Origin of the sequence: Mycobacterium neumannii (assembly GCF_048452905.1) — a bacterium.
Taxonomy (GTDB): Bacteria; Actinomycetota; Actinomycetes; order Mycobacteriales; family Mycobacteriaceae; genus Mycobacterium; species Mycobacterium neumannii_B.
In genome coordinates this window covers 185,143-208,413 of sequence record NZ_JBCGVF010000007.1, presented here as the reverse complement: position 1 = coordinate 208,413, position 23,271 = coordinate 185,143, and the positions used below count along the sequence as shown (strand labels likewise).

The 23,271-nt window shown below is 67.2% G+C and carries 24 protein-coding genes; 21 read left to right on the top strand and 3 right to left on the bottom strand.

Annotated elements, in window-relative coordinates:
- The first annotated feature begins 20 nt into the window (after positions 1-20).
- Genes nadA through AAHH99_RS21270 form a run of 4 tightly spaced genes read left to right on the top strand, consistent with a single transcriptional unit; the run spans position 21 to position 3,988 of the window.
- Positions 21-1,064: a quinolinate synthase NadA gene (nadA, locus tag AAHH99_RS21285; RefSeq protein WP_418770471.1), complete on the top strand. Its 1,044-nt coding sequence runs from the start codon at positions 21-23 to the stop codon at positions 1,062-1,064.
- Complete coding sequence (locus AAHH99_RS21280) at positions 1,061-2,626, top strand: L-aspartate oxidase (protein ID WP_418770470.1); 1,566 nt, start codon at positions 1,061-1,063, stop codon at positions 2,624-2,626. The genes nadA and AAHH99_RS21280 overlap by 4 nt, the downstream gene beginning before the upstream one ends.
- Complete coding sequence (gene nadC / locus AAHH99_RS21275; RefSeq protein WP_418770469.1) at positions 2,626-3,483, top strand: carboxylating nicotinate-nucleotide diphosphorylase; 858 nt, start codon at positions 2,626-2,628, stop codon at positions 3,481-3,483. Before AAHH99_RS21280 ends, nadC begins: the two co-directional genes overlap by 1 nt.
- A 22-nt stretch (positions 3,484-3,505) precedes the next feature.
- Complete coding sequence (locus AAHH99_RS21270) at positions 3,506-3,988, top strand: hypothetical protein (protein WP_418770468.1); 483 nt, start codon at positions 3,506-3,508, stop codon at positions 3,986-3,988.
- 1 nt (position 3,989) lies between these two features.
- Here the strand turns inward: AAHH99_RS21270 and AAHH99_RS21265 are convergent, their stop codons facing one another.
- Positions 3,990-4,556: a TetR/AcrR family transcriptional regulator gene (locus AAHH99_RS21265; RefSeq protein ID WP_418770467.1), complete on the bottom strand. Its 567-nt coding sequence runs from the start codon at positions 4,554-4,556 to the stop codon at positions 3,990-3,992.
- Between the two features lie 64 nt (positions 4,557-4,620).
- Here AAHH99_RS21265 and AAHH99_RS21260 point away from each other — a divergent pair, with 64 nt between their 5' ends.
- A complete protein-coding gene (locus AAHH99_RS21260; RefSeq protein WP_418770466.1) occupies positions 4,621-5,646 on the top strand; it encodes a zinc-dependent alcohol dehydrogenase in 1,026 nt (341 codons plus the stop codon).
- Position 5,647: 1 nt separating this feature from the next.
- On the opposite strand, the gene AAHH99_RS21255 is transcribed toward AAHH99_RS21260, so the two are convergent.
- Entirely contained in the window at positions 5,648-6,058 is a 411-nt protein-coding gene (locus AAHH99_RS21255) for a nitroreductase family deazaflavin-dependent oxidoreductase (protein WP_418770465.1), read from the bottom strand.
- A gap of 36 nt (positions 6,059-6,094) precedes the next feature.
- Here AAHH99_RS21255 and hisD point away from each other — a divergent pair, with 36 nt between their 5' ends.
- Genes hisD through hisI form a run of 8 tightly spaced genes read left to right on the top strand, consistent with a single transcriptional unit; the run spans position 6,095 to position 12,516 of the window.
- The gene (gene hisD / locus AAHH99_RS21250; protein WP_418770464.1) at positions 6,095-7,438 is read left to right on the top strand and encodes a histidinol dehydrogenase; all 1,344 of its coding nucleotides are present in this window, start codon (positions 6,095-6,097) and stop codon (positions 7,436-7,438) included.
- A complete protein-coding gene (locus AAHH99_RS21245; RefSeq protein ID WP_418770463.1) occupies positions 7,435-8,565 on the top strand; it encodes a histidinol-phosphate transaminase in 1,131 nt (376 codons plus the stop codon). Before hisD ends, AAHH99_RS21245 begins: the two co-directional genes overlap by 4 nt.
- The gene (hisB, locus tag AAHH99_RS21240; protein ID WP_418770732.1) at positions 8,544-9,176 is read left to right on the top strand and encodes an imidazoleglycerol-phosphate dehydratase HisB; all 633 of its coding nucleotides are present in this window, start codon (positions 8,544-8,546) and stop codon (positions 9,174-9,176) included. The genes AAHH99_RS21245 and hisB overlap by 22 nt, the downstream gene beginning before the upstream one ends.
- Entirely contained in the window at positions 9,173-9,793 is a 621-nt protein-coding gene (gene hisH / locus AAHH99_RS21235) for an imidazole glycerol phosphate synthase subunit HisH (RefSeq protein WP_418770462.1), read from the top strand. Before hisB ends, hisH begins: the two co-directional genes overlap by 4 nt.
- A 50-nt stretch (positions 9,794-9,843) precedes the next feature.
- Positions 9,844-10,572: a bifunctional 1-(5-phosphoribosyl)-5-((5-phosphoribosylamino)methylideneamino)imidazole-4-carboxamide isomerase/phosphoribosylanthranilate isomerase PriA gene (gene priA, locus AAHH99_RS21230; RefSeq protein WP_418770731.1), complete on the top strand. Its 729-nt coding sequence runs from the start codon at positions 9,844-9,846 to the stop codon at positions 10,570-10,572.
- Complete coding sequence (locus AAHH99_RS21225; protein ID WP_418770461.1) at positions 10,572-11,387, top strand: inositol monophosphatase family protein; 816 nt, start codon at positions 10,572-10,574, stop codon at positions 11,385-11,387. Before priA ends, AAHH99_RS21225 begins: the two co-directional genes overlap by 1 nt.
- Complete coding sequence (gene hisF / locus AAHH99_RS21220; protein ID WP_094294280.1) at positions 11,387-12,169, top strand: imidazole glycerol phosphate synthase subunit HisF; 783 nt, start codon at positions 11,387-11,389, stop codon at positions 12,167-12,169. Before AAHH99_RS21225 ends, hisF begins: the two co-directional genes overlap by 1 nt.
- Positions 12,166-12,516 (top strand): phosphoribosyl-AMP cyclohydrolase, encoded by a 351-nt coding sequence (gene hisI, locus AAHH99_RS21215; protein WP_418770460.1) that lies wholly within the window; start codon positions 12,166-12,168, stop codon positions 12,514-12,516. Before hisF ends, hisI begins: the two co-directional genes overlap by 4 nt.
- A gap of 15 nt (positions 12,517-12,531) precedes the next feature.
- Here hisI and AAHH99_RS21210 read toward each other — a convergent pair whose 3' ends face one another.
- A complete protein-coding gene (locus AAHH99_RS21210; protein ID WP_418770459.1) occupies positions 12,532-12,996 on the bottom strand; it encodes a peroxiredoxin in 465 nt (154 codons plus the stop codon).
- Positions 12,997-13,153: 157 nt separating this feature from the next.
- Here AAHH99_RS21210 and AAHH99_RS21205 point away from each other — a divergent pair, with 157 nt between their 5' ends.
- The 8 genes from AAHH99_RS21205 to AAHH99_RS21170 all read left to right on the top strand — a co-directional run bounded on the left by AAHH99_RS21205 (position 13,154) and on the right by AAHH99_RS21170 (position 23,096).
- Positions 13,154-13,873 carry a phytanoyl-CoA dioxygenase family protein gene (locus AAHH99_RS21205; protein WP_418770458.1) on the top strand — a complete coding sequence of 240 codons (720 nt, stop codon included), beginning with the start codon at positions 13,154-13,156 and terminating at the stop codon, positions 13,871-13,873.
- Positions 13,874-13,876: 3 nt separating this feature from the next.
- The gene (locus tag AAHH99_RS21200) at positions 13,877-15,403 is read left to right on the top strand and encodes an anthranilate synthase component I (protein WP_418770457.1); all 1,527 of its coding nucleotides are present in this window, start codon (positions 13,877-13,879) and stop codon (positions 15,401-15,403) included.
- Positions 15,400-15,990, top strand: coding sequence for a TIGR02234 family membrane protein (locus AAHH99_RS21195; protein ID WP_418770456.1), 591 nt, complete (start codon positions 15,400-15,402; stop codon positions 15,988-15,990). Before AAHH99_RS21200 ends, AAHH99_RS21195 begins: the two co-directional genes overlap by 4 nt.
- A 77-nt stretch (positions 15,991-16,067) precedes the next feature.
- A complete protein-coding gene (gene trpC, locus AAHH99_RS21190) occupies positions 16,068-16,886 on the top strand; it encodes an indole-3-glycerol phosphate synthase TrpC (protein WP_064395570.1) in 819 nt (272 codons plus the stop codon).
- Between the two features lie 3 nt (positions 16,887-16,889).
- Entirely contained in the window at positions 16,890-18,149 is a 1,260-nt protein-coding gene (gene trpB / locus AAHH99_RS21185) for a tryptophan synthase subunit beta (RefSeq protein WP_418770455.1), read from the top strand.
- Entirely contained in the window at positions 18,146-18,934 is a 789-nt protein-coding gene (gene trpA / locus AAHH99_RS21180) for a tryptophan synthase subunit alpha (RefSeq protein WP_418770454.1), read from the top strand. The genes trpB and trpA overlap by 4 nt, the downstream gene beginning before the upstream one ends.
- A complete protein-coding gene (lgt, locus tag AAHH99_RS21175) occupies positions 18,931-21,597 on the top strand; it encodes a prolipoprotein diacylglyceryl transferase (RefSeq protein ID WP_418770453.1) in 2,667 nt (888 codons plus the stop codon). The genes trpA and lgt overlap by 4 nt, the downstream gene beginning before the upstream one ends.
- Before the next feature lie 74 nt (positions 21,598-21,671).
- Entirely contained in the window at positions 21,672-23,096 is a 1,425-nt protein-coding gene (locus tag AAHH99_RS21170; protein WP_418770730.1) for an HNH endonuclease signature motif containing protein, read from the top strand.
- The last annotated feature ends 175 nt before the right edge of the window (positions 23,097-23,271 follow it).

The window sequence follows — 23,271 nt, the reverse complement described above, 5'->3', positions numbered from 1 at the left end:
TTTGGACGAAGGAGGCGGCCATGACGGTTCTGGACCGGATGCCCGCAGACAACCTCTCGAGCCGCATCGTCGACGGTCCCACCGGTTTCTCCGGGATCGACGGCGACGAGGAGTGGGCCGCCGAGGTTCGTCGCCTTGCCGATCTGCGGGGCGCGACGCTGCTGGCGCACAACTACCAGTTGCCCGCCATCCAGGATGTCGCCGATCACGTCGGTGACTCGCTGGCGCTGTCGCGGATCGCCGCCGAGGTGCCCGAGGACACCATCGTGTTCTGCGGCGTGCACTTCATGGCCGAGACGGCCAAGATCCTGTCACCGGACAAGACGGTGCTCATCCCGGACCAGCGAGCCGGATGTTCGCTCGCCGATTCCATCACCGCCGACGAACTGCGCGCGTGGAAGGCCGAGCATCCTGGCGCGGTCGTGGTGTCCTACGTCAACACCACCGCGGCGGTGAAGGCCGAGACCGACATCTGCTGCACGTCGTCGAACGCCGTCGAGGTGGTGGCGTCGATACCCGAAGACTGCGAGGTGCTGTTCTGCCCGGACCAGTTCCTCGGTGCGCACGTCCGGCGCGTCACCGGCCGTAAGAACCTGCACGTGTGGGCGGGCGAGTGTCACGTGCACGCCGGGATCAACGGCGACGAGCTCGCCGACCAGGCCCGCTCTCACCCGGACGCCGAGCTGTTCGTTCACCCCGAATGCGGTTGCGCGACATCGGCTCTGTACCTCGCCGGCGAGGGTGCCTTCCCGGAGGACCGCGTCAAGATCCTGTCGACGGGCGGCATGCTGGACGCCGCGCGCGAGACCGGCGCACAGCAGGTGCTGGTCGCCACCGAGGTGGGGATGCTGCACCAGTTGCGCCGCGCCGCACCGGGTGTGGACTTCATGGCCGTCAACGACCGCGCGTCCTGCCGGTTCATGAAGATGATCACCCCCGCCGCGCTACTGCGCTGCCTGGTGGAGGGCAAGGACGAGGTGCACGTCGATCCCGAGACCGCACGACTGGCCCGGGCCAGCGTGCAACGCATGATCGAGATCGGCCAGCCCGGCGGCGGAGAATGACGCGCCCGGTGGCTTGCGGCGCCGGCAGGTGGGCCGGTCATTGGCAGCAGCGCGCCGATGTCGTAGTCATCGGGACCGGTGTGGCCGGCCTGGTGGCTGCCCTCGCCGCACAGCGTGAAGGCCGTAAAGTCGTGGTGCTCAGCAAGACCGGTGACACTGCGACGTTCTACGCGCAGGGTGGGATCGCCGTTGTGCTGCCCGACGCTCTGCGCGAGGAGGGCGACTCGATCGAGGCGCACATCGCCGACACGCTTGCTGCGGGCGCGGGGCTGTGTGATCCCGAAGCCGTGCGCTCGATCGTGGCCGACGGGTACCGCGCGGTCGCCGAACTGGTCGAACACGGCGCACAATTCGATGAGTCGAGGCCGGGCACATGGTCACTGACCCGCGAGGGGGGGCATTCCCGACGCCGGATCATCCACGCCGGCGGCGACGCGACAGGTGCCGAGGTTCAGCGAACCCTCAACGTTGCCGCGGCCACGCTGGACGTCCGACCCAACCACGTCGCGGTCGAGATCCTGCAGGACGCCGGAGCGGTCACCGGTGTGCTGGTGCTCAACGACGACGGGTTCGGTGTGGTGCACGCACCGTCGGTGATCCTCGCGACCGGAGGACTTGGTCACCTGTACTCCGCGACAACCAATCCCGATGGGTCGACGGCAGACGGTGTCGCGCTGGCCATATGGGTCGGAGTTCCGGTCAGCGACATCGAGTTCATCCAGTTCCACCCCACCATGCTCTTCGACGGACACAACGCGGGCAGGCGCCCGCTGATCACCGAGGCCGTCCGCGGTGAGGGCGCGATACTCGTTGACTCGCAAGGTTGTTCGGTCACCGAGGGTGTTCACCCGATGGGCGACCTGGCGCCGCGCGATGTGGTTGCCGCGGCGATCCACGCCCGCATCGAGCAGACGGGCGCGCCCTGCGTGTTCCTCGACGCGCGGCGGATCGACAACTTCGAGAAACGATTCCCGACGGTGACCGCGGCATGCCGAGCAGCCGGTATCGATCCCACGCTCGAGGCCATTCCCGTGCTACCGGGTGCGCACTACAGCTGCGGCGGTGTGGTCACCGATGTGCACGGACGCACCGAGCTCGCGGGCCTGTTCGCAGCAGGTGAGGTCGCGTGCACGGGTATGCATGGCGCGAACAGGCTGGCGTCGAACAGCTTGCTCGAGGGGCTCGTCGTCGGAGGTAGAGCCGGAAAAGCCGCTGCCGCATACGCTTTGGCCGCCGCGTCCGTGACGGCGCGTCCTCCGGAGCCCGTGATGCGGCCTGCGCTGACCCGTGCCGATCTGCAGCGGGCGATGACCAAGAACGCCGGTGTGGTCCGCGACGCCGACGGCCTGCGCATCCTGGCAAAGGAACTCGACACCGCGCCACCCCGGGTGGTCGGCTCGCGCACCGACTTCGAGGACGCCGCGCTGACCACCGCTGCGGTAGCGGTCGCCGCGGGTGCGTTGACCCGCACCGAGTCTCGGGGCTGCCATCATCGCCGTGATTACCCCGGCACCGACCCCGTACAGGCACGCGCGCTGGTCCCAGCAGGAGCGTGCTGCTGATGGAACTGACCGCCGACGAGCTCACCGAGGCTCGAAGCGTCATCGCTCGTGCGCTCGAAGAAGACCTGCGGTACGGGCCCGATGTCACCACGCTGGCCACGGTGCCCGCCGACGCCAGGACCACGGCGTCCATGGTGGTCCGCGAGGCCGGTGTGATCGCGGGTGTGGACATCGCACTTCTCGCGTTCGACGAGGTGATCGGTCCCGACAACTACCTGGTCAAGCATCGCGTCGAGGATGGTGCCCGGCTCGAACCGGGCGGCGTCGTGCTCACCGTCGAAGCCCCCACGCAGGGGCTGTTGACCGCTGAGCGCACCACGCTGAACCTGGTTTGTCACCTGTCGGGCATCGCAACCGCAACCGCGGCGTGGGTCGAGGCCGTCTCCGGGAGTGCGGCGAGGATCCGCGACACCCGTAAGACGTTGCCGGGCTTGCGCGCACTGCAGAAGTACGCGGTGCGCGTCGGCGGAGGGATCAACCACCGGATGGGGCTCGGGGACGCGACGCTGATCAAGGACAACCACGTCGCGGCGGCAGGGTCGGTGGTGGCGGCACTGCGGGCGGTGCGCGCGTCCGCGCCGGAGCTCGAATGTGAGGTCGAGGTCGACTCACTCGAACAACTCGACGAAGTGCTGGCCGAGAACGTCGAACTCGTGCTGCTCGACAACTTCCCCGTATGGCAGACGCAGATCGCGGTGCAGCGCCGCGACTCTCGCTCACCAGCGACCAAACTGGAATCGTCGGGCGGGCTGTCGCTGGAAAGCGCAGCGGATTACGCGGGAACCGGTGTCGACTATCTCGCGGTGGGGGCGCTCACGCACTCGGTGCGGGTGCTCGATATCGGGCTCGATATCTGAATGGGCCGATAGCATCGGTCGCGTGGATGAGGATTCGTCGCGGCGCCTCACATTGTTGGTCGTCGCCAGCCTGGTTGTAGCCGTCGTCGCTTTGGCGCTCGCCGGATGGACGCTCTACAAGACCAGCCCGTCTGAGCCTGAATACGATTCCACGCAGGTCGCCGAAGCCAAGGCCAAGATCTGTAGCGCCGCCGACGTCGTCCGGAAAGGCATCACGCTCAACACGAACATGCAACCCGAAGGCGGTCCACAGGACGTCACCGGCGCGCAGGCGGTGGCCGCCAATGCGCGCATCTCGCTGTACGACGGAGGTCAGTACCTGCTGGACCGGCTCGATCCGGCGACCCCGGTGGTGCTCGCGGAGAAAGTCGAAGAGTTCGCGAACAGTCTGATGGACATCGGCGCCAACGCTACGGCCGGAGTGCCCAATGATGATCCGGCGCAAACGAAGCGGCTGTCCGACGCCGACGCGCAGAACAAGAGCATCACCGAGCTCTGCAAGTAGCTCACCGGCTCAACAGCGTCCTGGCGGCGACTTTCGCGGAGTCGAGGGTGGCGGTGTCACCCGCGATCCGGGCGAGTATCAACGCACCCTCGATGAGTGCTATCAACGCCAGCGCAGTCTGCTCGGCGTCGTCCTGCGCCCACCCGTCGGCGTGCAGCCGGTCGGCGATGGCCCTGCGCCAGCCGGCGAATGCCGTTGCCGATGCCTGCCGAACCCGTGCGCTGGCGTCGACCGACTCGGTGGCGATCGGTTCGATCGGGCAGCCGTCGCGTGGATCGGAGGTCAGTCCCAAGGCCATCAGGTCGATCCAGCCGTCGATGAGGTCGGGTACGGGGGAGCCGGCGGCCAGCAGATCCCGTAGTCGCTGCTCGATGTCGGCGCCGACGCGCTCCACCACGGCGGCCGCCAACTGCTGCTTGCCCTCGGGGAAGTGGTGGTACAGGGAGCCCGCTTTGACGTCGGCGAGCTCGAGGATCTGGTTGACGCCGGTCGCTGCGTAGCCCTGCCTGCGGAACAGAAGTGCCGCGGTGTCGATCAGGGCGGTGCGGCTGCGGTCCGGACGAGGCATGCCTTGACTTTACTAGAAAGATCGCTCAAGAATAATTGAGCGATCACTAAAGAAAGGGCCGACCATGCAACAGCTGATGCTCGAAGACGCCGGCAAGTACGCGTGGCGTGAAGGATCCGATCCACGACTCGCCGGTCCGCGACAGGCACTCGTCAGGCCGATCGCCGTGGCGTGTTGTGACCTCGACGTGGCGGTGGTGCAGGGTCGGCTCCCAATGCCGCCCGGTCATGCCGTGGGACATCAGGGAGTAGCCGAGGTGGTCGCGATCGGGGACGACGTCCGCAGCGTCGCGGTCGGTGACCGTGTCGTCGTGCCGTTCCAGATCAGCTGCGGTGAGTGCAGTGCGTGTCTGCGCGGCGCGACCGGATCGTGTGCGTCCTTGCCGCTGATGGCGACGTACGGAATGGCGCCGCTTTCGGGTCTCGACGGCGGCGGTTTCATGGCGGACCTGGTGCTGGTGCCCTATGCCGACGCGATGCTGGTGCCGTTGCCCGATGGCGCCGATCCCGTGGCCGTCGCTTCGATGTCGGACAACATCCCCGATGGTTGGCGCGGCGTGGGGCCGTATCGCGAGGAGCTTGCTCTGCTTACACCGGCCGACCGCAGGGTGCTGGTCGTCGGGCAGCTGTCGATCGGCTTGTACGCGGCGGCGACGGCAGCCGCGGCGGGTGTGCACGTCGACTACGTCGACACCGACCCGCACCGGCTCGCTATGGCCGAGAAACTGGGCGCGACCGTGCACGACCGCGAGAAGCCGGACAAGAGCGCCGAACCGTATCCGGTGACGGTGCATACGTCGGCGGACCCGGCGCTGTTGGCCGCGACTCTGCGGGCGACCTGGCCGGACGGAGTGTGCACGGATACCGGCATCTACTACCAGGGCGCGGTGGAGATGCCGCTGCTGTCGATGTACACCCGCGGCGTGCGCTTCGTCACCGGGCGGGTCAACTCTCGCGCCGTACTACCTGAAGTATTGGAACTGCTTGCCGGACGTGATCTTTCGCCTGCCGTCGAACGTGTGGTGTCGTGGGAGGAGGCTCCGGAGGCGTGGCCGAAGATGACGGGCAAGACGGTGTTCAGCCGGTTGTAGCTCAGGCGATATCGGCGACGAAGATGCCCATCTTCTTGGCTTGGAGGCGGGCCATGAACGGAAGCCCGTCCGCGTCACCGCCGGCAGGCACGATCCGCGGATTGACCAGATGCAAGTCTCGGCGGGCATGGCGTAGGTCTGCCTCGCCGGCGGCCAGCACGTTCTTCACCCAGTCGGTTTTCCCGTGCCCGAGTGCGACGGCCGCGGTGTTTCCCTTGCGATAGACAGTGACGATCGTCTCGTACGGTTTTCCGGATTTGCGGCCACGGTGTTTGATCATCGCCATCCCGGGCATCAGTCGAGAAAGCGGTCTGATCATGTTATTCAGGTACTTGACCTGCAGTTTCTCAAACCACGGCGGAAATAGCATAGGCACGCCGGGCGCGTTATTCGGGTGCTCGCTGGCTCGCATGGTGCCTCCATAACCAATTTGGTCTGCTCTGGGAGAATGGACACCGTGAATCTATCGCCGGGCCCGATCGCCCGCATCGATCTGCGGGGTGCGCACCTTTCTGCCGCGCGCCTGCGATCCGCCCTGCCGCGCGGCGGCGTGGATGTGGACACGGTGGTGCCGAAGGTGCGCCCGATCGTCGACGCGGTCGCGGCACGCGGCGCCGATGCGGCGTTGGAATACGGCGAATCGTTCGACGGTGTGCGACCCGCGCAGGTCCGAGTACCTACGGCTCAATTGCAGACCGCCCTGGCTGAGCTGCCCGCAGATGTCCGCGCCGCGCTCGAGGTCGCCATCGAACGCGCCCGCGCGGTCCACGCCGACCAACGCCGTACCGATACGACGACGACGCTCGCCCCGGGCGCCACGGTCACCGAGCGTTGGGTACCGGTCGAGCGCGTCGGGCTGTACGTCCCCGGCGGCAACGCCGTCTATCCCTCCAGCGTCGTAATGAACGTCGTCCCTGCGCAGACCGCCGGTGTCGACTCGCTGGTGATCGCCAGCCCACCGCAGGCACAGTTCGGCGGCCTGCCGCACCCGACCATCCTTGCCGCCGCCGCGCTGCTCGGCGTCGACGAAGTATGGGCGGTCGGCGGTGCGCAGTCCATCGCGCTGCTGGCCTACGGCGGCACCGACACCGACGGCGCCGAACTGGCGCCCGTCGACATGATCACCGGTCCGGGCAACATCTACGTCACCGCCGCCAAGCGCATCTGCCGCTCACAGGTCGGCATCGACGCCGAAGCCGGACCTACCGAGATCGCGATCCTGGCCGACCACACCGCTGACCCCGTCCACGTCGCCGCGGACTTGATCAGCCAGGCCGAACACGACGAGATGGCGGCCAGCGTGCTGGTTACCCCCAGCATCGAATTGGCCGACGCGACCGACCGCGAGTTGGTCAACCAGCTACAGACGACGGTGCACCGCGAGCGGGTAACCGCCGCGCTTGGCGGAAAGCAGTCCGCCACCGTGCTCGTCGACGATCTGGAGGCCGGCATCCGAACCGTGAACGCGTACGCCGCCGAGCACCTCGAGATCCAGACCCTCGAGGCGCGCGAGGTGGCCGCTCGAATCCGTTCCGCTGGCGCCATTTTCGTCGGCCCATATGCACCGGTCAGCCTTGGTGACTACTGCGCGGGATCCAACCACGTGCTGCCCACCGCGGGTTGTGCCCGTCACTCCAGCGGGTTGTCGGTGCAGACGTTCCTGCGCGGCATCCACGTCGTCGACTACGACGAGGCCGCGCTGAAAGACGTTTCCGGCTACGTGATCACCCTCGCCGAAGCCGAGAATCTTCCCGCGCACGGCGAAGCGGTGCGGCGGAGGTTCGAAAGGTGACGCTCGGAAAGAGGGCGACGCTCGACGATTTGCCGCTGCGGGCCGATCTGCGCGGTAAAGCGCCGTACGGCGCACCTCAATTGGACGTTCCGGTGCGGTTAAACACCAACGAGAATCCGCATCCGCCGACCAAGGCCCTGATCGACGATGTGACGGCGTCCGTCGCCGCGGTCGCGGGGGAGCTGCACCGGTACCCGGACCGCGATGCGGTGGCGCTGCGCACCGATCTGGCCGCCTACCTCTCGGCGCAGACCCGAACTCCGCTGACCGTTGAGAACCTCTGGGCGGCAAACGGTTCCAACGAGATCCTGCAGCAACTCCTGCAGGCCTTCGGCGGGCCGGGCCGCAGCGCGATCGGCTTCGTGCCCTCGTACTCGATGCACCCGATCATCTCCGACGGCACGCAGACCCAGTGGCTGGTGGCCAACCGGGCCGATGACTTCGGCCTCGACATCGACGTGGCGGTGCACGCGATCAAGGAGCACACGCCCGACATCGTGTTCATCGCGAGCCCGAACAACCCGTCTGGGCAGAGCGTTCCAGTCGACGACCTCCGCAAGCTGCTCGACGCGATGAGCGTCGGCATGATGATCGTCGACGAGGCCTACGGCGAGTTCTCGTCGCAGCCCAGCGCGGTGCGTCTGATCGACGAGTATCCGACTCGGCTGGTGGTCACCCGCACGATGAGCAAGGCGTTCGCGTTCGCAGGCGGCCGACTGGGGTATCTGATCGCCGCACCCGCGGTGATCGACGCGATGCTGCTCGTCCGCTTGCCCTACCACCTGTCGTCGGTGACGCAGGCTGCCGCTCGCGCCGCACTGCGCCACGCCGACGACACCCTCGGCAGCGTCGCCGCTCTCATCGCCGAACGCAACCGCGTCACAGAAGCGCTGTCGCAGATGGGTTTCCGAGTGATCGGCAGCGACGCCAACTTCGTGTTGTTCGGCGAGTTCGCCGACGCCCCCGCCACCTGGCAGCGCTACCTGGACGCGGGCATCCTCGTCCGCGACGTCGGAATACCCGGCTATCTGCGCGCCACCACCGGTCTGGCCGAGGAGAACGACGCGCTGCTGACCGCCAGCGCCCGCCTGGCCGCGACCGAACTATCCCCAGTAGGAGCACCGTGAACGAACCCCGCCGCGCGACGATCGAGCGCAAGACCAAAGAGTCCGACATCGTCGTCGAACTGAACCTGGACGGCACTGGGCAGGTGCACGTCGACACCGGTGTGCCGTTCTTCGACCACATGCTGACCGCACTCGGCAGTCACGCGAGTTTCGACCTGACCGTGCAGGCCAAGGGTGACGTCGAGATCGAAGGCCACCACACCATCGAGGACACCGCGATCGTGCTTGGGCAGGCACTCGGGCAGGCACTGGGCGACAAGAAGGGTATCCGCCGCTTTGGTGACGCGTGGATCCCGATGGACGAGACCCTCGCGCACGCCGCCGTCGATGTATCGGGCCGGGCGTACTGCGTGCACACCGGAGAACCGGATCACATGCTGCACTTCACGATCGCCGGTTCCTCGGCGCCGTACCACACCGTGGTGAACCGGCACGTGTTCGAGTCGGTGGCGACGAATGCGCGCATTGCGCTGCACGTGCGCACGATCTACGGACGCGACCCCCACCACATCACCGAGGCGCAGTACAAGGCCGTCGCGCGGGCGCTGCGCCAAGCGGTCGAGTACGACCCGCGGGTTACCGGTGTGCCGTCGACGAAAGGCACGCTGTGACAACGAAAGTCGTGATCCTGGATTACGGTTCAGGCAACCTCCGGTCCGCTCAACGCGCCTTGGAGCGCGTCGGTGCCGACGTCACGGTGACATCCGACGCCGACGCCGCGATGAACGCCGACGGCCTCATGGTTCCCGGCGTCGGAGCCTTCGAGGCATGCATGGCCGGCCTGCGAAAGATCGACGGTCCAAAGCTTATCGCCGACCGGGTGGCGGCCGGGCGTCCCGTGCTCGGCGTCTGTGTCGGTATGCAGATTCTGTTCTCCCGCGGCGTGGAGTTCGGGGTCGAGACCACCGGCTGCGCCCAATGGCCCGGTGCGGTGGTGCGACTCGACGCGCCGGTGATCCCGCACATGGGCTGGAACGTGGTCGACGCCCCCGAGGCCAGCACATTGTTCGCCGGAATGGAGGCGGACACCCGCCTCTATTTCGTGCACTCGTACGCCGCCCAACAGTGGGAGGGCGAACCGGCCGCGAAACTGACATGGGCCACGCACCACGTGCCGTTCCTGGCCGCCGTCGAGGACGGGCCGCTCTCTGCCACGCAGTTCCACCCCGAGAAGAGCGGCGACGCCGGTGCCGCATTACTCGCCAACTGGGTGAAGGCATTAGGTTGACCACCGATGAGCGCTCGCGCGAAGAGGAGACCACCACGGTGCCGAAACGTTTGATTCTTCTGCCCGCCGTCGATGTGGTCGCGGGCCGCGCTGTGCGCCTGGTGCAGGGCCAGGCCGGCAGTGAGACCGAATACGGCTCCGCGCTGGAGGCCGCGCTGACGTGGCAGCGTGACGGCGCGGAGTGGATTCACCTCGTCGATCTCGACGCCGCGTTCGGCCGGGGAAACAACCGAGAACTGCTGGCCGAGGTGGTCGGCAAGCTCGACGTGGCGGTCGAGTTGTCCGGTGGCATCCGCGACGACGAGTCACTGTCGGCGGCGCTCGCAACCGGCTGTGCCCGCGTGAACCTCGGCACCGCGGCGTTGGAGAACCCGCAGTGGTGCGCGAAGGTCGTCGCCGAACACGGCGAGAAGGTCGCGGTCGGCCTCGACGTGAAGATCGTGGACGGTGACCACCGTCTCCGCGGCCGCGGATGGGAGACCGACGGCGGAGACCTCTGGGAAACATTAGATCGTCTTGACCGCCAAGGAATCCCACGCTACGTCGTCACCGACGTCACCAAGGACGGTACGCTCAAGGGGCCCAACCTCGAACTGCTGTCGCAGGTTACCGACCGCACCGACGCGCCGGTGATCGCGTCCGGGGGTGTGTCGAGCCTCGACGACCTGCAGGCGATCGCCACGCTGACCGACCGAGGAGTCGAAGGGGCGATCGTCGGAAAAGCGTTGTACGCCGGTCGATTCACCCTGCCTGAGGCCCTGGCCGCGGTGGAGCGGTAATGGCCCTCGATGCGGCCGACCTCGACGCCCTGGTCGCCGAGGCCGCGCAGATCCTCGATGATGCAGCCGTCCCGTTCATCGACGGCCACCGCGCTGATTCCGCGGTGCAGAAGAAGGGCGACGACTTCGCCACCGAGGTGGACCTGGCCATCGAACGACAGGTCGTCGAGGCGTTGACCGCTAGAACCGGGATCGAGGTGCATGGCGAGGAATTCGGCGGCGCAGATCTCAAGTCGCCGCTGGTGTGGGTGCTCGATCCGATCGACGGCACCTTCAACTACGCCGCCGGTTCGCCGATGGCGGCGATCCTGCTGGGCCTGGTGCGTGATGGAGAGCCGGTGGCCGGACTCACGTGGGTTCCCTTCACCAGGGAGCGGTTCACCGCCGTGGTCGGAGGGCCTCTGCGCAGCAACGGCGTCGAGTTGCCGATGCTGAACCGGGCAGCGCTTTCCGACTCGATGGTCGGGGTCAGCACGTTCAGCGTCGACTCCCGCGGCAGGGTGCCGGGACGCTACCGACTCGCGGTCATCGAGAGCCTCAGCCGCAAGTGCTCACGCATGCGCATGCACGGGGCCACCGGCATCGACCTGGCCTATACGGCAGCCGCAATCCTCGGCGGCGCAATCAGTTTCGGTGGCCACGTGTGGGACCACGCCGCGGGAGTGGCGTTGATCCGCGCGGTGGGTGGTGTCGTGACCGACCTGGCGGGCAACGAGTGGACGGTGGACTGCCCGTCGGCGCTCGCCGGGGGACCCGGTGTGCACGAAGAACTGCTCGATCTGCTTCGTTCGGTCGGCGATCCCAAGGACTTCTGATGGACGGCAAGGATCTGGCCGTGCGGGTCATCCCGTGCCTGGATGTCGACGATGGCCGCGTGGTCAAAGGCGTCAACTTCGCAAATCTGCGTGACGCAGGCGATCCCGTGGAGTTGGCGGCGGCTTACGACGCCGAGGGCGCCGACGAACTGACCTTCCTCGACGTGACGGCGTCTTCCTCTGGGCGGGCGACCATGCTCGAGGTGGTCAAACGCACCGCCGAGCAGGTGTTCATCCCGTTGACGGTCGGCGGCGGGGTGCGGTCGGTGGCCGACGTGGACGTGCTGCTGCGCGCGGGTGCGGACAAGGTCGCGGTCAACACCGCGGCCATCGCTCGTCCCGAACTCCTCGCCGAATTGTCGCGGCAGTTCGGTTCACAGTGCATCGTGTTGTCGGTCGACGCCCGCACGGTGCCGCAGGACCAGGAGTCGACGCCGTCGGGGTGGGAGGTCACCACTCACGGCGGGCGCCGGGGGACCGGGTTCGATGCCGTCGAATGGGCAACGCGGGGCGCCGAACTCGGTGTGGGGGAGATCCTGCTGAACTCGATGGACTTCGACGGCACGAAGGCCGGTTTCGATCTGCCGATGATCGAGGCGGTTCGCGGGGCCGTCAACGTGCCGGTGATTGCCAGCGGCGGTGCGGGGGCACCCGAGCATTTCGCACCCGCCATCGCCTCGGGGGCGGATGCGGTGCTGGCCGCCAGCGTGTTCCACTTCCGAGAGCTCACCATCGCAGAGGTGAAAGCGGCGATGGCGGCCGAAGGGATAACCGTGCGATGACGCTCGATGCAGACATCGCGTCGCGACTCAAGCGCGACGCCAACGGATTGATCACCGCCGTCGTCCAGGAGCGCGGTACCGGGCAGGTGCTGATGGTGGCGTGGATGGATGACCTCGCGCTGGCCCGCACACTGGAAACCCGCCGCGGGACTTACTATTCACGCTCTCGACAACAGCACTGGGTGAAGGGCGAGACGTCGGGGCACACCCAATACGTCCATTCGGTGCGGCTCGACTGCGACGGCGACACGGTGCTGCTCGAGGTCGATCAGGTCGGCGGCGCCTGCCACACGGGCGATCACACTTGCTTCGACGCGGATGTGTTGCTCGTACCGGAGGACAGCTGACGACGAGAACCGGTGTCATGCCGACTGGCGCTGGCGCAGCACCTCGAGAGCCTTGTCGGCGTGGCTGTCCATGCTGATCTCCGATGCGATCACGGCCAGGATCGTGCGGTCGGTATCGATCACAAAGGTGGTCCGCTTGACAGGCATGAACTTGCCGAGAAGACCCCGCTTCACGCCGAATTGCGTTGCGACGGCGCCGTCGGCATCGGACAGCAGCGGATAGTCGAACCGCTCCTTGTCGGCGAACTTCGCCTGCTTGTCGACCGCGTCGGTGCTGATTCCGACACGCTTGGCACCGACGGCGGCGAACTCCCCGGCCAGATCGCGGAAGTGGCAGGCCTCCTTGGTGCACCCCGGTGTCATCGCGGCAGGATAGAAGAACAACACGATCGGGCCGTCGGCGAGCAACTCGCTGAGGCTTCGCACCGTGCCCGTCTGGTCCGGCGATTCGAACTCGGCAACTCGGTCACCCTTTTTCACGGTGGTAACGCTACGCCGCGAAGTGATCGAGCGACCGCGCCGCGCGAACCAGACCGACGTTTTGGCTGGTTTCTGGCAGTCGGATCGACCATTGCGTCGGTTTCGGGCACCGAAAATCGTTGGTGCGGGACGCGGTTACCGTGAGAACCTCGCCTCGATGGTGGATCTCGACGCCTTCTGTACCGACGGCTATCTGAAGATCGACGCGGCCGCTCCGCGCGTCGTCGCGGATGCGGCGCGAACGGCGCTGTGGCAGCAGCTCGGTTTGTCGCCTGACGAGCCCGAGAAGTGGCTCAAGCCCGTCTACTGGGCCAGCGACATGACGGGCGCGGGAGCGTTCGGCGAACTGATGGCGAGCCCGAAACTGGCTGCGGCGTTGGATCGCATCTGCGGTCCCGGCGGTTGGTCGCCGCGCGGCGCGCTGGGCAACATCCCCGTGCGTTTCCCGGTATCTCCGGCCGACGACGACCGCGGATGGCACATCGACGCGAACACGCCCCAATCCGACGGGGCATGGGTGGTCACCGGACGACCGCAGACCGTGCTGTTGCTCACCGTGCTGTCCGATGTGGGCCCGGATGACGCACCGACGCGGATCAGGGCGGGCTCGCACCGCGACGTGGCCAAGGTGCTCGGTCCCGAACCCGTCGCACTCGCCGAGATGGGCCGGCTCGTCGACGAAGCGAGCGCGGCTCGTCCCGTGGCGTACGCCACAGGTGAGGCCGGCGACATGTACGTGCTGCACCCGTTCACCGTGCACGCCGCCGACGAGCATCGAGGCAGGACACCGCGGTTCATGGCGCAGTCGCCGATCATGCTGACCCGCCCGCTCACGCCCGCGTCGTCGTCGGCACTGGGGCGCGTCTGGGACACTTGACCCGTGCAGACCACGGCCGACCTCGCGATCACCACCTCGCGGGAGGACTTCCGCGCGCTGGCCGCTGAACATCGCGTGGTGCCGGTGACCCGCAAGGTCCTCGCCGACAGCGAGACCCCGCTGTCGGCGTACCGCAAACTGGCCGCCAACCGGCCGGGAACGTTCCTGCTGGAATCGGCGGAGAACGGCCGTTCGTGGTCGCGCTGGTCGTTCATCGGCGCCGGTGCGCCGTCGGCGCTCACGGTCCGTGACGGAGAGGCCGTGTGGTTGGGCACGACGCCGCAGGACGCGCCGCAGGGCGGCGACCCGCTGCAGGCGCTGCGCGCGACGCTGGAGCTTCTCAAGACCGAACCGGTGCCGGGCTTGCCGCCGCTGTCGAGCGGGCTCGTGGGCTTCTTCGCCTACGACATGGTCCGGCGCCTGGAAAAGCTTCCCTCGCTGGCCGTCGACGATCTCGGCCTTCCGGACATGCTGCTGTTGTTGGCCACCGACATCGCGGCGGTCGACCACCACGAGGGCACCATCACGCTGATCGCCAACGCGGTCAACTGGAACGGCACCGACGAGCGGGTGGACTGGGCCTACGACGACGCGGTGGCCCGCCTCGACGTGATGACCGCCGCGCTCGGTGAGCACCTGCCGTCGGCGGTCGCGACTTTCAGTCGACCCGAGCCGGTGCACCGGGCTCAGCGCACGCTCGAAGAGTACGAGGCCATCGTCGAGAAACTGGTGCGCGACATCGAGGCCGGCGAGGCGTTCCAGGTGGTGCCGTCGCAACGGTTCGAGATGGAGACCGAGGCCGATCCGCTGGATGTGTACCGGATGCTGCGAGTGACAAACCCGAGCCCGTACATGTATCTGCTCAACGTGCCGAATGCCGTAGGCGGACCGGACTTCTCGGTCGTCGGCTCGAGCCCCGAAGCGTTGGTGACCGTCAAGGACGGACGGGCGACCACACATCCGATCGCCGGTACGCGCTGGCGCGGCGCGACCGAGGAAGAGGACCTGCTGCTCGAAAAGGAGCTGCAGGCCGACGAGAAGGAGCGCGCCGAGCATCTGATGCTCGTCGATCTGGGCCGCAACGATCTGGGCCGGGTCTGCCGGCCCGGCACCGTACGCGTCGAGGACTACAGCCACATCGAACGCTACAGCCACGTCATGCACCTGGTGTCGACGGTGACGGGCCTGCTGGCCGACGGCAAAACCGCACTCGACGCGGTGACCGCGTGTTTCCCGGCAGGCACACTTTCCGGTGCCCCGAAGGTCCGGGCGATGGAGCTGATCGAGGAGGTCGAGAAGACGCGTCGCGGCCTCTACGGCGGGGTGCTGGGGTATCTCGACTTCGCGGGCAACGCCGACTTCGCGATCGCCATCCGCACCGCCCTGATGCGCGACGGCACGGCGTACGTGCAGGCAGGCGGTGGCGTCGTCGCAGATTCGAACGGCCCCTACGAGTACACCGAGGCGGCCAACAAGGCCCGCGCGGTACTCAATGCCATCGCTGCCGCCGAGACGCTGACCGAGCCATGATCAGGGTCGCCCAGCTCGGTCTCGTGCTCGCGGCGGCGGGCCTGTGGGTGGCGTCGCGGATGACCTGGGTCGAGGTGACCTCGTTCGACGGCCTCGGCGAGCCGAAGACGGTCGCCCTGTCCGGCAGCACCTGGTCGACCGCTCTGATCCCGCTGGCGGTGCTCCTGCTCGCCGCGGCCGTCGCCGCCTTGGCGGTGCGGGGTTGGCCGCTGCGGCTGCTGGCTCTGCTCGTCGCCGCGGCCAGCGCCGGAACCGCGTATCTGGCCATCAGCCTGTGGGTCATCCGGGATGTGGCAGTACGCGCATCGCACATCGCGCAGGCGCCCGTTGCGGACCTGGTCGGTACGCAGCGGCACTACGTGGGTTCCGCGATCACTGTGGTCGCCGCGGCGGTCGCACTGGCCTGCGCGGTGCTGTTGATGCGGTCTGCGGCCAGCGAGCGCTCCGGCGCGGCCCGGTACTCGCGACGTGCCCCGCAACCCGACGAACCCGCTGGCGAGATGTCCGAACGCGCGATCTGGGACGCCCTCGACGCGGGTTCCGATCCGACGCGGGATGCGACGAATCCGGACAACAAGGGCCGGTGATCGGCGGTGTTGTGGTGGCGGCTACCCTTCGTGGTTGAAGATCGTTCGGTGTTTCCGGGGGAAGGGAAGCGGCACTCATGAGTTCGGCGACGGTACTCGACTCGATCATCGAGGGAGTCCGAGCCGACGTCGCCGCCCGCGAGGCGCTCATCCCGCTCGCCGACATCAAAGCCAAGGCCAAGGACGCGCCGCCCCCGCTGGACGTGATGGCCGCGCTGCGCGCCCCGGGGATCGCGGTGATCGCCGAGGTGAAGCGCGCGAGTCCGTCCCGCGGCGAGCTGGCCCCCATCGGTGACCCCGCCGAACTGGCGAGCGCCTACGAAAGCGGTGGTGCGCGCATCATCAGCGTGCTCACCGAACAGCGTCGCTTCAACGGATCGCTCGAGGACCTGGACGCGGTGCGCGCGGCGGTGTCAATTCCGGTGTTGCGCAAAGACTTTATCGTTCGGCCCTACCAGATCCACGAGGCTCGCGCCCACGGCGCGGACATGCTGTTGCTCATCGTCGCGGCGTTGGAGCAGCCGGTGCTGGAGTCGTTGCTTGAGCGCACGGAATCGCTGGGCATGACCGCTCTGGTCGAGGTGCACACCGAGGAAGAGGCCGACCGCGCGCTGTCGGCCGGCGCCGCGGTAATCGGCGTGAACGCACGCGATCTCAAGACGTTGAAGGTCGACCGGGATTGCTTCGCGCGGATCGCTCCGGGATTGCCGACCGACGTCATCCGCGTCGCGGAGTCCGGGGTTCGCGGCACCGCCGATCTGCTGGCGTACGCCGGTGCGGGCGCCGACGCGGTGCTCGTCGGTGAGGGTCTGGTCACCAGCGGTGACCCCCGCAGCGCCGTCGCCGATCTGGTCACCGCAGGCACCCATCCGTCGTGCCCGAAACCAGCGCGTTGAGAAGTGGCCGATCTCGCCGGGCCTGAGCTGCCCCGTTCCAGCGCGGCCGTAGCCGAGCCAACCGCTCACGACCCCGACGAGCGTGGCCACTTCGGCGTCTACGGCGGACGATTCGTCGCCGAGGCGCTGATGGCCGTCATCGAAGAGGTCACCACGGCTTACGAGAAGGCGCGTGGAGACCAGACCTTCCTCGACGAGTTGGATCGGCTGCAGCAGCACTACAGCGGACGTCCTTCGCCGTTGTACGAAGCCGAACGGTTGTCCGAGCACGCCGGCGGTGCGCGGATCTTTCTGAAGCGAGAAGACCTCAACCACACCGGATCCCACAAAATCAACAATGTCCTCGGCCAGGCCTTATTGGCCAGGCAGATGGGCAAGACCCGGGTGATCGCCGAGACCGGCGCGGGGCAGCACGGTGTGGCGACCGCGACGGCGTGCGCGCTACTCGGCCTGGAGTGCGTCATCTACATGGGCGCCGTCGACACGGCGCGCCAGGCGTTGAACGTCGCGCGGATGCGTCTTCTGGGTGCGACGGTGGTGTCGGTCGAGGCGGGCTCGAAGACGTTGAAGGACGCGATCAACGAGGCATTCCGCGACTGGGTGACCAATGCCGACAACACCTACTACTGCTTCGGCACGGCCGCCGGACCGCATCCGTTCCCCACGATGGTGCGCGACTTTCAGCGGGTCATCGGGCTCGAGGCGCGCGCCCAGATCCAGGCGCAGGCGGGCCGACTGCCCGATGCGGTGACGGCCTGTGTCGGCGGCGGGTCGAACGCGATCGGAATCTTCCACGCGTTCATCGACGACCCCAACGTGCGGCTCGTGGGTTATGAAGCCGCCGGTGACGGCGTCGAAACCGGGCGGCACGCAGCGACTTTCACCGGGGGTTCACCGGGTGCGTTCCAGGGCTCGTTCTCATATCTGCTGCAGGACGAGGACGGTCAGACCATCGAATCACATTCTATTTCAGCGGGTTTGGATTATCCGGGTGTCGGGCCGGAGCACGCGTTCCTCAAGGACATCGGCCGCGCAGAGTATCGGCCGATCACCGACACCGAGGCGATGGACGCGTTCTCTTTGCTGTGTCGCACGGAGGGGATCATTCCTGCGATCGAGTCGGCGCACGGACTGGCGGGTGCTTTGCAGTTAGGACGGGAGCTCGGGCCCGGGACAATAGTGCTGGTGAATCTGTCCGGACGTGGCGACAAGGACGTCGAGACCGCGGCGAAATGGTTCGGCTTGTTGGACGGTGTGCCGTGAGTCGGCTGGCACCGTTGTTCGACACGTGCCGAAGCGAGGCGCGCAGTGCACTGATCGGTTACCTGCCGACCGGCTTTCCCGATGTGCCCGGCTCGATCTCGGCGATGACGGCACTGGTCGAGAACGGGTGCGACCTCGTGGAGGTCGGCGTCGCGTACTCCGATCCCGGGATGGATGGCCCGACGATCGCCGCGGCTACCGAGGCAGCGCTGCGCGGGGGAGTGCGAGTGCGAGACTCGCTGGCCGCAGTCGAGGCGATCACCAATGCCGGCGGCAGGGCCGTGGTGATGACGTACTGGAACCTCGTGCTGCGGTGGGGTATCGACGCATTCGCCCGAGATCTGGCGTCGGCAGGCGGTCTCGGGATGATCACCCCCGATCTGATTCCCGACGAAGCCGACGAATGGCTCGCGGCCTCCGAGGCCTACGACTTGGACCGAATCTTCTTGGTGGCGCCGTCATCGACACCGGAACGGCTGACGATGACGGTGCAGGCATCACGCGGATTCGTCTACGCCGCATCGACGATGGGTGTGACCGGTGCGCGTGATGCGGTGTCGACGGCCGCTCCTGAATTGGTTCGCCGGGTGAAGGCCGTCTCGGATATCCCTGTGGGCGTGGGCCTAGGTGTCCGGTCGGGGGCCCAGGCAGCCGAGATCGGTGCCTACGCCGACGGAGTGATCGTGGGATCTGCGTTGGTGTCGGCGTTGCAGAACGGTGTCGAGGCGGTGGGAGCGTTGACAGCCGAACTTGCCGACGGCGTCAGGCGAAGGGTTACTGCGTGACGACGACTGTCTTGGCCGCCATCCCCAGCCCGGCTCAGGGCGTCTGGCAGCTCGGTCCTGTGCCGATCCGGGCGTACGCGGTCTGCATCATCGTCGGCATCGTGGCGGCGCTGATCATCGGTGACCGCCGCTGGGAAGCGCGCGGGGGCGAACGCGGGGTCATCTACGACATCGCCTTGTGGGCCGTGCCATTCGGTTTGATCGGCGGCCGGCTCTACCACGTGGCGACCGACTGGTGGCGCTACTTCGGGGACAACGGTGCGGGGCTGGCCGGCGTGTTCCGAATCTGGGACGGTGGTCTCGGAATCTGGGGAGCCGTCGCTTTCGGCGCCGTTGGCGCGTGGATCGCATGCCGGCGCAGAGGCATTCCGCTGCCCGCGTTCGGGGACGCGATCGCGCCCGGAATCATTCTCGCGCAAGGGATCGGCCGCCTCGGCAACTACTTCAACCAGGAGCTGTGGGGCGCCGAAACCACGCTGCCATGGGCGCTGAAGATCTACGAGCGCCGAAATTCAGCCGGCATGATCGACAATCTCAACGGCGTGTCGACCGGTGAAGTGGTTCACCTCGTCCACCCCACTTTTCTGTACGAACTGCTGTGGAATCTGCTGGTTTTCGCGGTTCTCATCTACGTCGACCGCCGTTTCAAATTCGGTCACGGCCGTCTGTTCGCGTTGTATGTCGCTTGCTATTGCGTGGGCCGGTTCTGGATCGAGCTGTTGAGGGCCGACGATGCGACGCTGATCGAGGGGGTCCGGATCAACTCCTTCACGGCGACGTTCGTGTTCATCGGCGCAGTCGTCTACATCATGACCGCGCCGAAGGGCCGCGAGGATCCCGCAAGCTTGCGTGGCGAGCCGCAGCCGGAACGCACGACCGTCGAGGAACTGACCGAGGAGCTGGCCGCGGTGACCTCACGGACAGGGGTGGTCGCGGCTGCCAAGGCTGCGTCCGTCGACGAAGACCAGACATCTAAGGCAACCTCGGAAGCGGTGAAGGCCGAATCGCTCACGGCAGACGTTCCGGAGGGCGAGGAGGTCCCAGCCGAGGACGTGTCGGCCGAGGAACTCGGCGCGGACGTGGCAGGTGTGCCGGCGGACGACGTGGAAGAGGCCGAGGAGTTCGCAGCAGAGGGCGACGAGGAGTCGGCGGAAGAGCCCGAGACTGCGATCGAGGCGGTCGCTGAAGCCGAAGCTCTCGCCGAAGAGGTGGACGAGGCGCCTGCCGAGGAGATTCTCGAGTCGGAGGAGTTCGCCGAGGCCGGCGGTGTGGGTGCGGTGGAGGATGAGGAGGCCAGCGACGCGCTGGTCGACGCCGCCGAGGTCCACGAATCTGCGGTCGAGCGCGAGGCAGCGGCTGAGGAGCTGGCGGACGAGGCGGCTGCACAGACGACTGAGGTGCCACCGGCAAAGGCGCGGCGCAGGCTGCGGTTCTGGTCGAAGCGCGGGCGGAAGGACGTCGCGGAGGAGCCCAGTGGAGTTGCGGACGTAAGCAGCGCGGCGGTAGCCGATGCGCCCGTCGAGGCGGAGTCGGTCGCTGAGGCCGAGGCGCTGGCTGAGGATCTGGCCGGGGCACCGGCGGAGGAGATTCTCGAGGCGGAGGAGTTCGCCGAGGCCGGTGAAGCCGCTGACGCCGGCGGCATGGGCGCGGTTGAGGGTGAGGAGGCCAGCGACGCGTTGGCCGACGCCGCCGAGGCACACGAGTCGGCGGTAGAGGGTGAGGCAGTCGCCGAAGAGTTGGCAGACGAGGCTGAGGCTGAAGCGGCGGCTGACGGGGCTGACGGGGACGCTGCTGATGAGGCCGAGGAGGCTGACGCCGACGCAGCCGTCGATGCCGGTGAAGCCGCTGATGCTGCCGAGGCACACGAGTCGGCGGTAGAGGGTGAGGCAGTCGCCGAAGAGTTGGCAGACGAGGCCGAGGCTGAAGCGGCTGACGGGGCTGACGGGGACGCTGCTGATGAGGCCGAGGAGGCTGACGCCGACGCAGCCGTCGATGCCGGTGAAGCCGCTGATGCAGGTGGTGTCGGTGCGGTTGAGGGCGAGGAGGCCGGCGATGCGCTGGCGGACGCTGCCGAGGCACACGAGTCGGCGGTAGAGGGTGAGGCAGTCGCCGAAGAGTTGGCAGACGAGGCTGAGGCTGAAGCGGCTGACAAGGCTGAAGGTGACGAAGCCGACGAAGGGACGGACGAGGCCGAAGCCGAGACCGAGACCGACGAGGCGTCTGATGCCGGTGAACCCGCTGACATCGGTGGTGTCGGTGCGGTCGAAGGTGAGGAAGCCGGCGACGCGCTGGCAGACGCCCCTGAGGCACACGAGTCGGCGGTAGAGGGTGAGACTGTCGCCGAGGAGTTGGCGGACGCGGCCGAGGCTGAAGCTGCTGGGGCGGCCGACGAAGCGGGCGACGCCGAAGCCGAGGAGTCGGCCGCCACGGAAGCGACCGAAGATGTTGCGGCGGGCGAAGAATCGGCCGACACCGATGCTGACGACGTCAGTAGTGTCGGCGTGGTCGAAGGCGAGGAGGCCAGGGACGCGCTCGTAGACGCTCCTGAGGCGCACGAGGCAGCCGTCGAGGCTAAAGCCGCAGCCGAAGAGCTCGCAAACAAAGCCGAGGACTCGGACGGCGGGCGAGTGCGTAAGTGGCTGCGCCGCCGCCGCAGAGGTTAGACCTTCCCCGGGTTCTCCACAGCCCGACCGTCGAATGTGTTGTCCTGTCGGTGGGTTCGAGTAGTGTCGAACTCATGTTCGAAGATGCTTCCAGCGGCGATCTAATCACCCTTATGGGTGAGGAGGCTCGCGAGGAGGCTGCGGCGATGGGGCGCCGGTTGGCACTCGTCGCCGAACTCTACGCACGGCGCGTCACTGAGCATATCGAAGCCAAGATGTTCTTAACCGATGTCGCTGTCGTCGTAGCGGCCGAAATATCGCCGGTTCAGAACATCAGTCATGCCCGCGCGCTCAGTCAAGTACATGCGGCGAACACGTTGCGCGAACGGCTTCCCCGGGTAGCAGAAGTGTTTCGACGCGGGTGGATCGATTACCGGGTGGTGGCCACCATCATGTCTCGCACCGAGAACGTCGAGCCCGACATCATGCCCGCACTCGATGAGGCGTTGGCTGCCAGGGCCGAGAAGTGGATGAAACTGTCTGGTCCCAAACTGATTGACCGCGTGGACGTGTTCGTAGCACGCTTCGATCCGGAAGCAGTACGGGTCCCGCGCCGAGCCGAGGACAATCGCCACATCAACGTCGAGCCGGGCTGTCCAGGGATGGCTTGGATCGGGGGTAATCTGCGGGCGACCGATGGTGCGGCACTGGACAACCGACTGAACGCCTTGGCCACCACGGTGTGCGAGAACGATCCCCGAACCCAGCAGCAACGCCGCGCCGATGCATGTGGACCGCTGGCTCGCGGGGAATCGACCCTGCCCTGTGAATGTGGGCTCGACGACTGCCCCGCAGCCGCAGAACGCGCGGCCGCAACGACGGCCATCGTCCACGTGCTTGCCGAGCAGGGCACCCTCGAGGGAGGCAGTGACAAGCCCGGTTACCTAAAGGGCTTCGGGGTGCTGCCCGCCGACTCGATTCGTAAGACGGCCAAGACCGCGCTATTGAAGCCGTTGACCGTGCCCACCAAAGCCGATAACGGGTACCGGCCCAACGTGGCGCTGCGCGACTTCCTGCAGTGGCGAGACCTGACCTGCCGATGGCCGGGCTGCGACAAACCGGTGCACCAGTCCGACGTTGACCACACCACTCCTTGGCCCCAAGGTCCGACGCATCCGTCGAACACCAAGCACTATTGCCGGACTCATCATCTGATCAAGACGTTCTTCTGTGGGCCACGTGGCTGGACCGATCGACAACTCCCCGACGGCACAATCGAGTTGGTCGCGCCCACAGGACACGTGTGGCGCAGCGAACCCCATGGCGCAAGCCTGTTTCCGGCACTCGGGCAGTCGGCGGGCGAGCTTGAGATTGCCGCCGATACCGCGCCCGACACGGCCGTTCGAAGCCTGATGATGCCCCGGCGCAAACAGACACGCGAAGACGACCGTCGCGATCGCATAAAAGCCGAACGTCGCCAGCGCGCCGAGCTGATTGCCGAAGAAGAACGGCAGCGGCAAGCCTGGCTGGCCGCTAACTACCAACCGCCACCGTTCTGACACGCGCGGTATCGGCACTTGCGAAGTCCTTCCGCGGTCGCTCCAGCGAATCAGATTGAGCGACAATCTCTTGACCCTTGTCGGCTACGACCGCGGGTTTCGTCGAGCCTCCGCAAACATCGGGGCAATGCCGTGAGGCCAGTGCGCACAGAATTCTTACTGACTGGCACCACCC

Excerpts from the sequence above, each read along its gene's own strand:
- nadA (WP_418770471.1), top strand. The coding sequence starts at position 21 with ATGACGGTTCTGGACCGGATGCCCGCAGACAACCTCTCGAGCCGCATC.
- AAHH99_RS21280 (WP_418770470.1), top strand. The coding sequence starts at position 1,061 with ATGACGCGCCCGGTGGCTTGCGGCGCCGGCAGGTGGGCCGGTCATTGG.
- nadC (WP_418770469.1), top strand. The coding sequence starts at position 2,626 with ATGGAACTGACCGCCGACGAGCTCACCGAGGCTCGAAGCGTCATCGCT.
- AAHH99_RS21265 (WP_418770467.1), bottom strand. The coding sequence starts at position 4,556 with ATGCCTCGTCCGGACCGCAGCCGCACCGCCCTGATCGACACCGCGGCA.
- AAHH99_RS21260 (WP_418770466.1), top strand. The coding sequence starts at position 4,621 with ATGCAACAGCTGATGCTCGAAGACGCCGGCAAGTACGCGTGGCGTGAA.
- AAHH99_RS21255 (WP_418770465.1), bottom strand. The coding sequence starts at position 6,058 with ATGCGAGCCAGCGAGCACCCGAATAACGCGCCCGGCGTGCCTATGCTA.
- hisD (WP_418770464.1), top strand. The coding sequence starts at position 6,095 with ATGGACACCGTGAATCTATCGCCGGGCCCGATCGCCCGCATCGATCTG.
- AAHH99_RS21225 (WP_418770461.1), top strand. The coding sequence starts at position 10,572 with ATGGCCCTCGATGCGGCCGACCTCGACGCCCTGGTCGCCGAGGCCGCG.
- hisF (WP_094294280.1), top strand. The coding sequence starts at position 11,387 with ATGGACGGCAAGGATCTGGCCGTGCGGGTCATCCCGTGCCTGGATGTC.
- hisI (WP_418770460.1), top strand. The coding sequence starts at position 12,166 with ATGACGCTCGATGCAGACATCGCGTCGCGACTCAAGCGCGACGCCAAC.
- AAHH99_RS21205 (WP_418770458.1), top strand. The coding sequence starts at position 13,154 with ATGGTGGATCTCGACGCCTTCTGTACCGACGGCTATCTGAAGATCGAC.
- AAHH99_RS21195 (WP_418770456.1), top strand. The coding sequence starts at position 15,400 with ATGATCAGGGTCGCCCAGCTCGGTCTCGTGCTCGCGGCGGCGGGCCTG.
- trpC (WP_064395570.1), top strand. The coding sequence starts at position 16,068 with ATGAGTTCGGCGACGGTACTCGACTCGATCATCGAGGGAGTCCGAGCC.
- AAHH99_RS21170 (WP_418770730.1), top strand. The coding sequence starts at position 21,672 with ATGTTCGAAGATGCTTCCAGCGGCGATCTAATCACCCTTATGGGTGAG.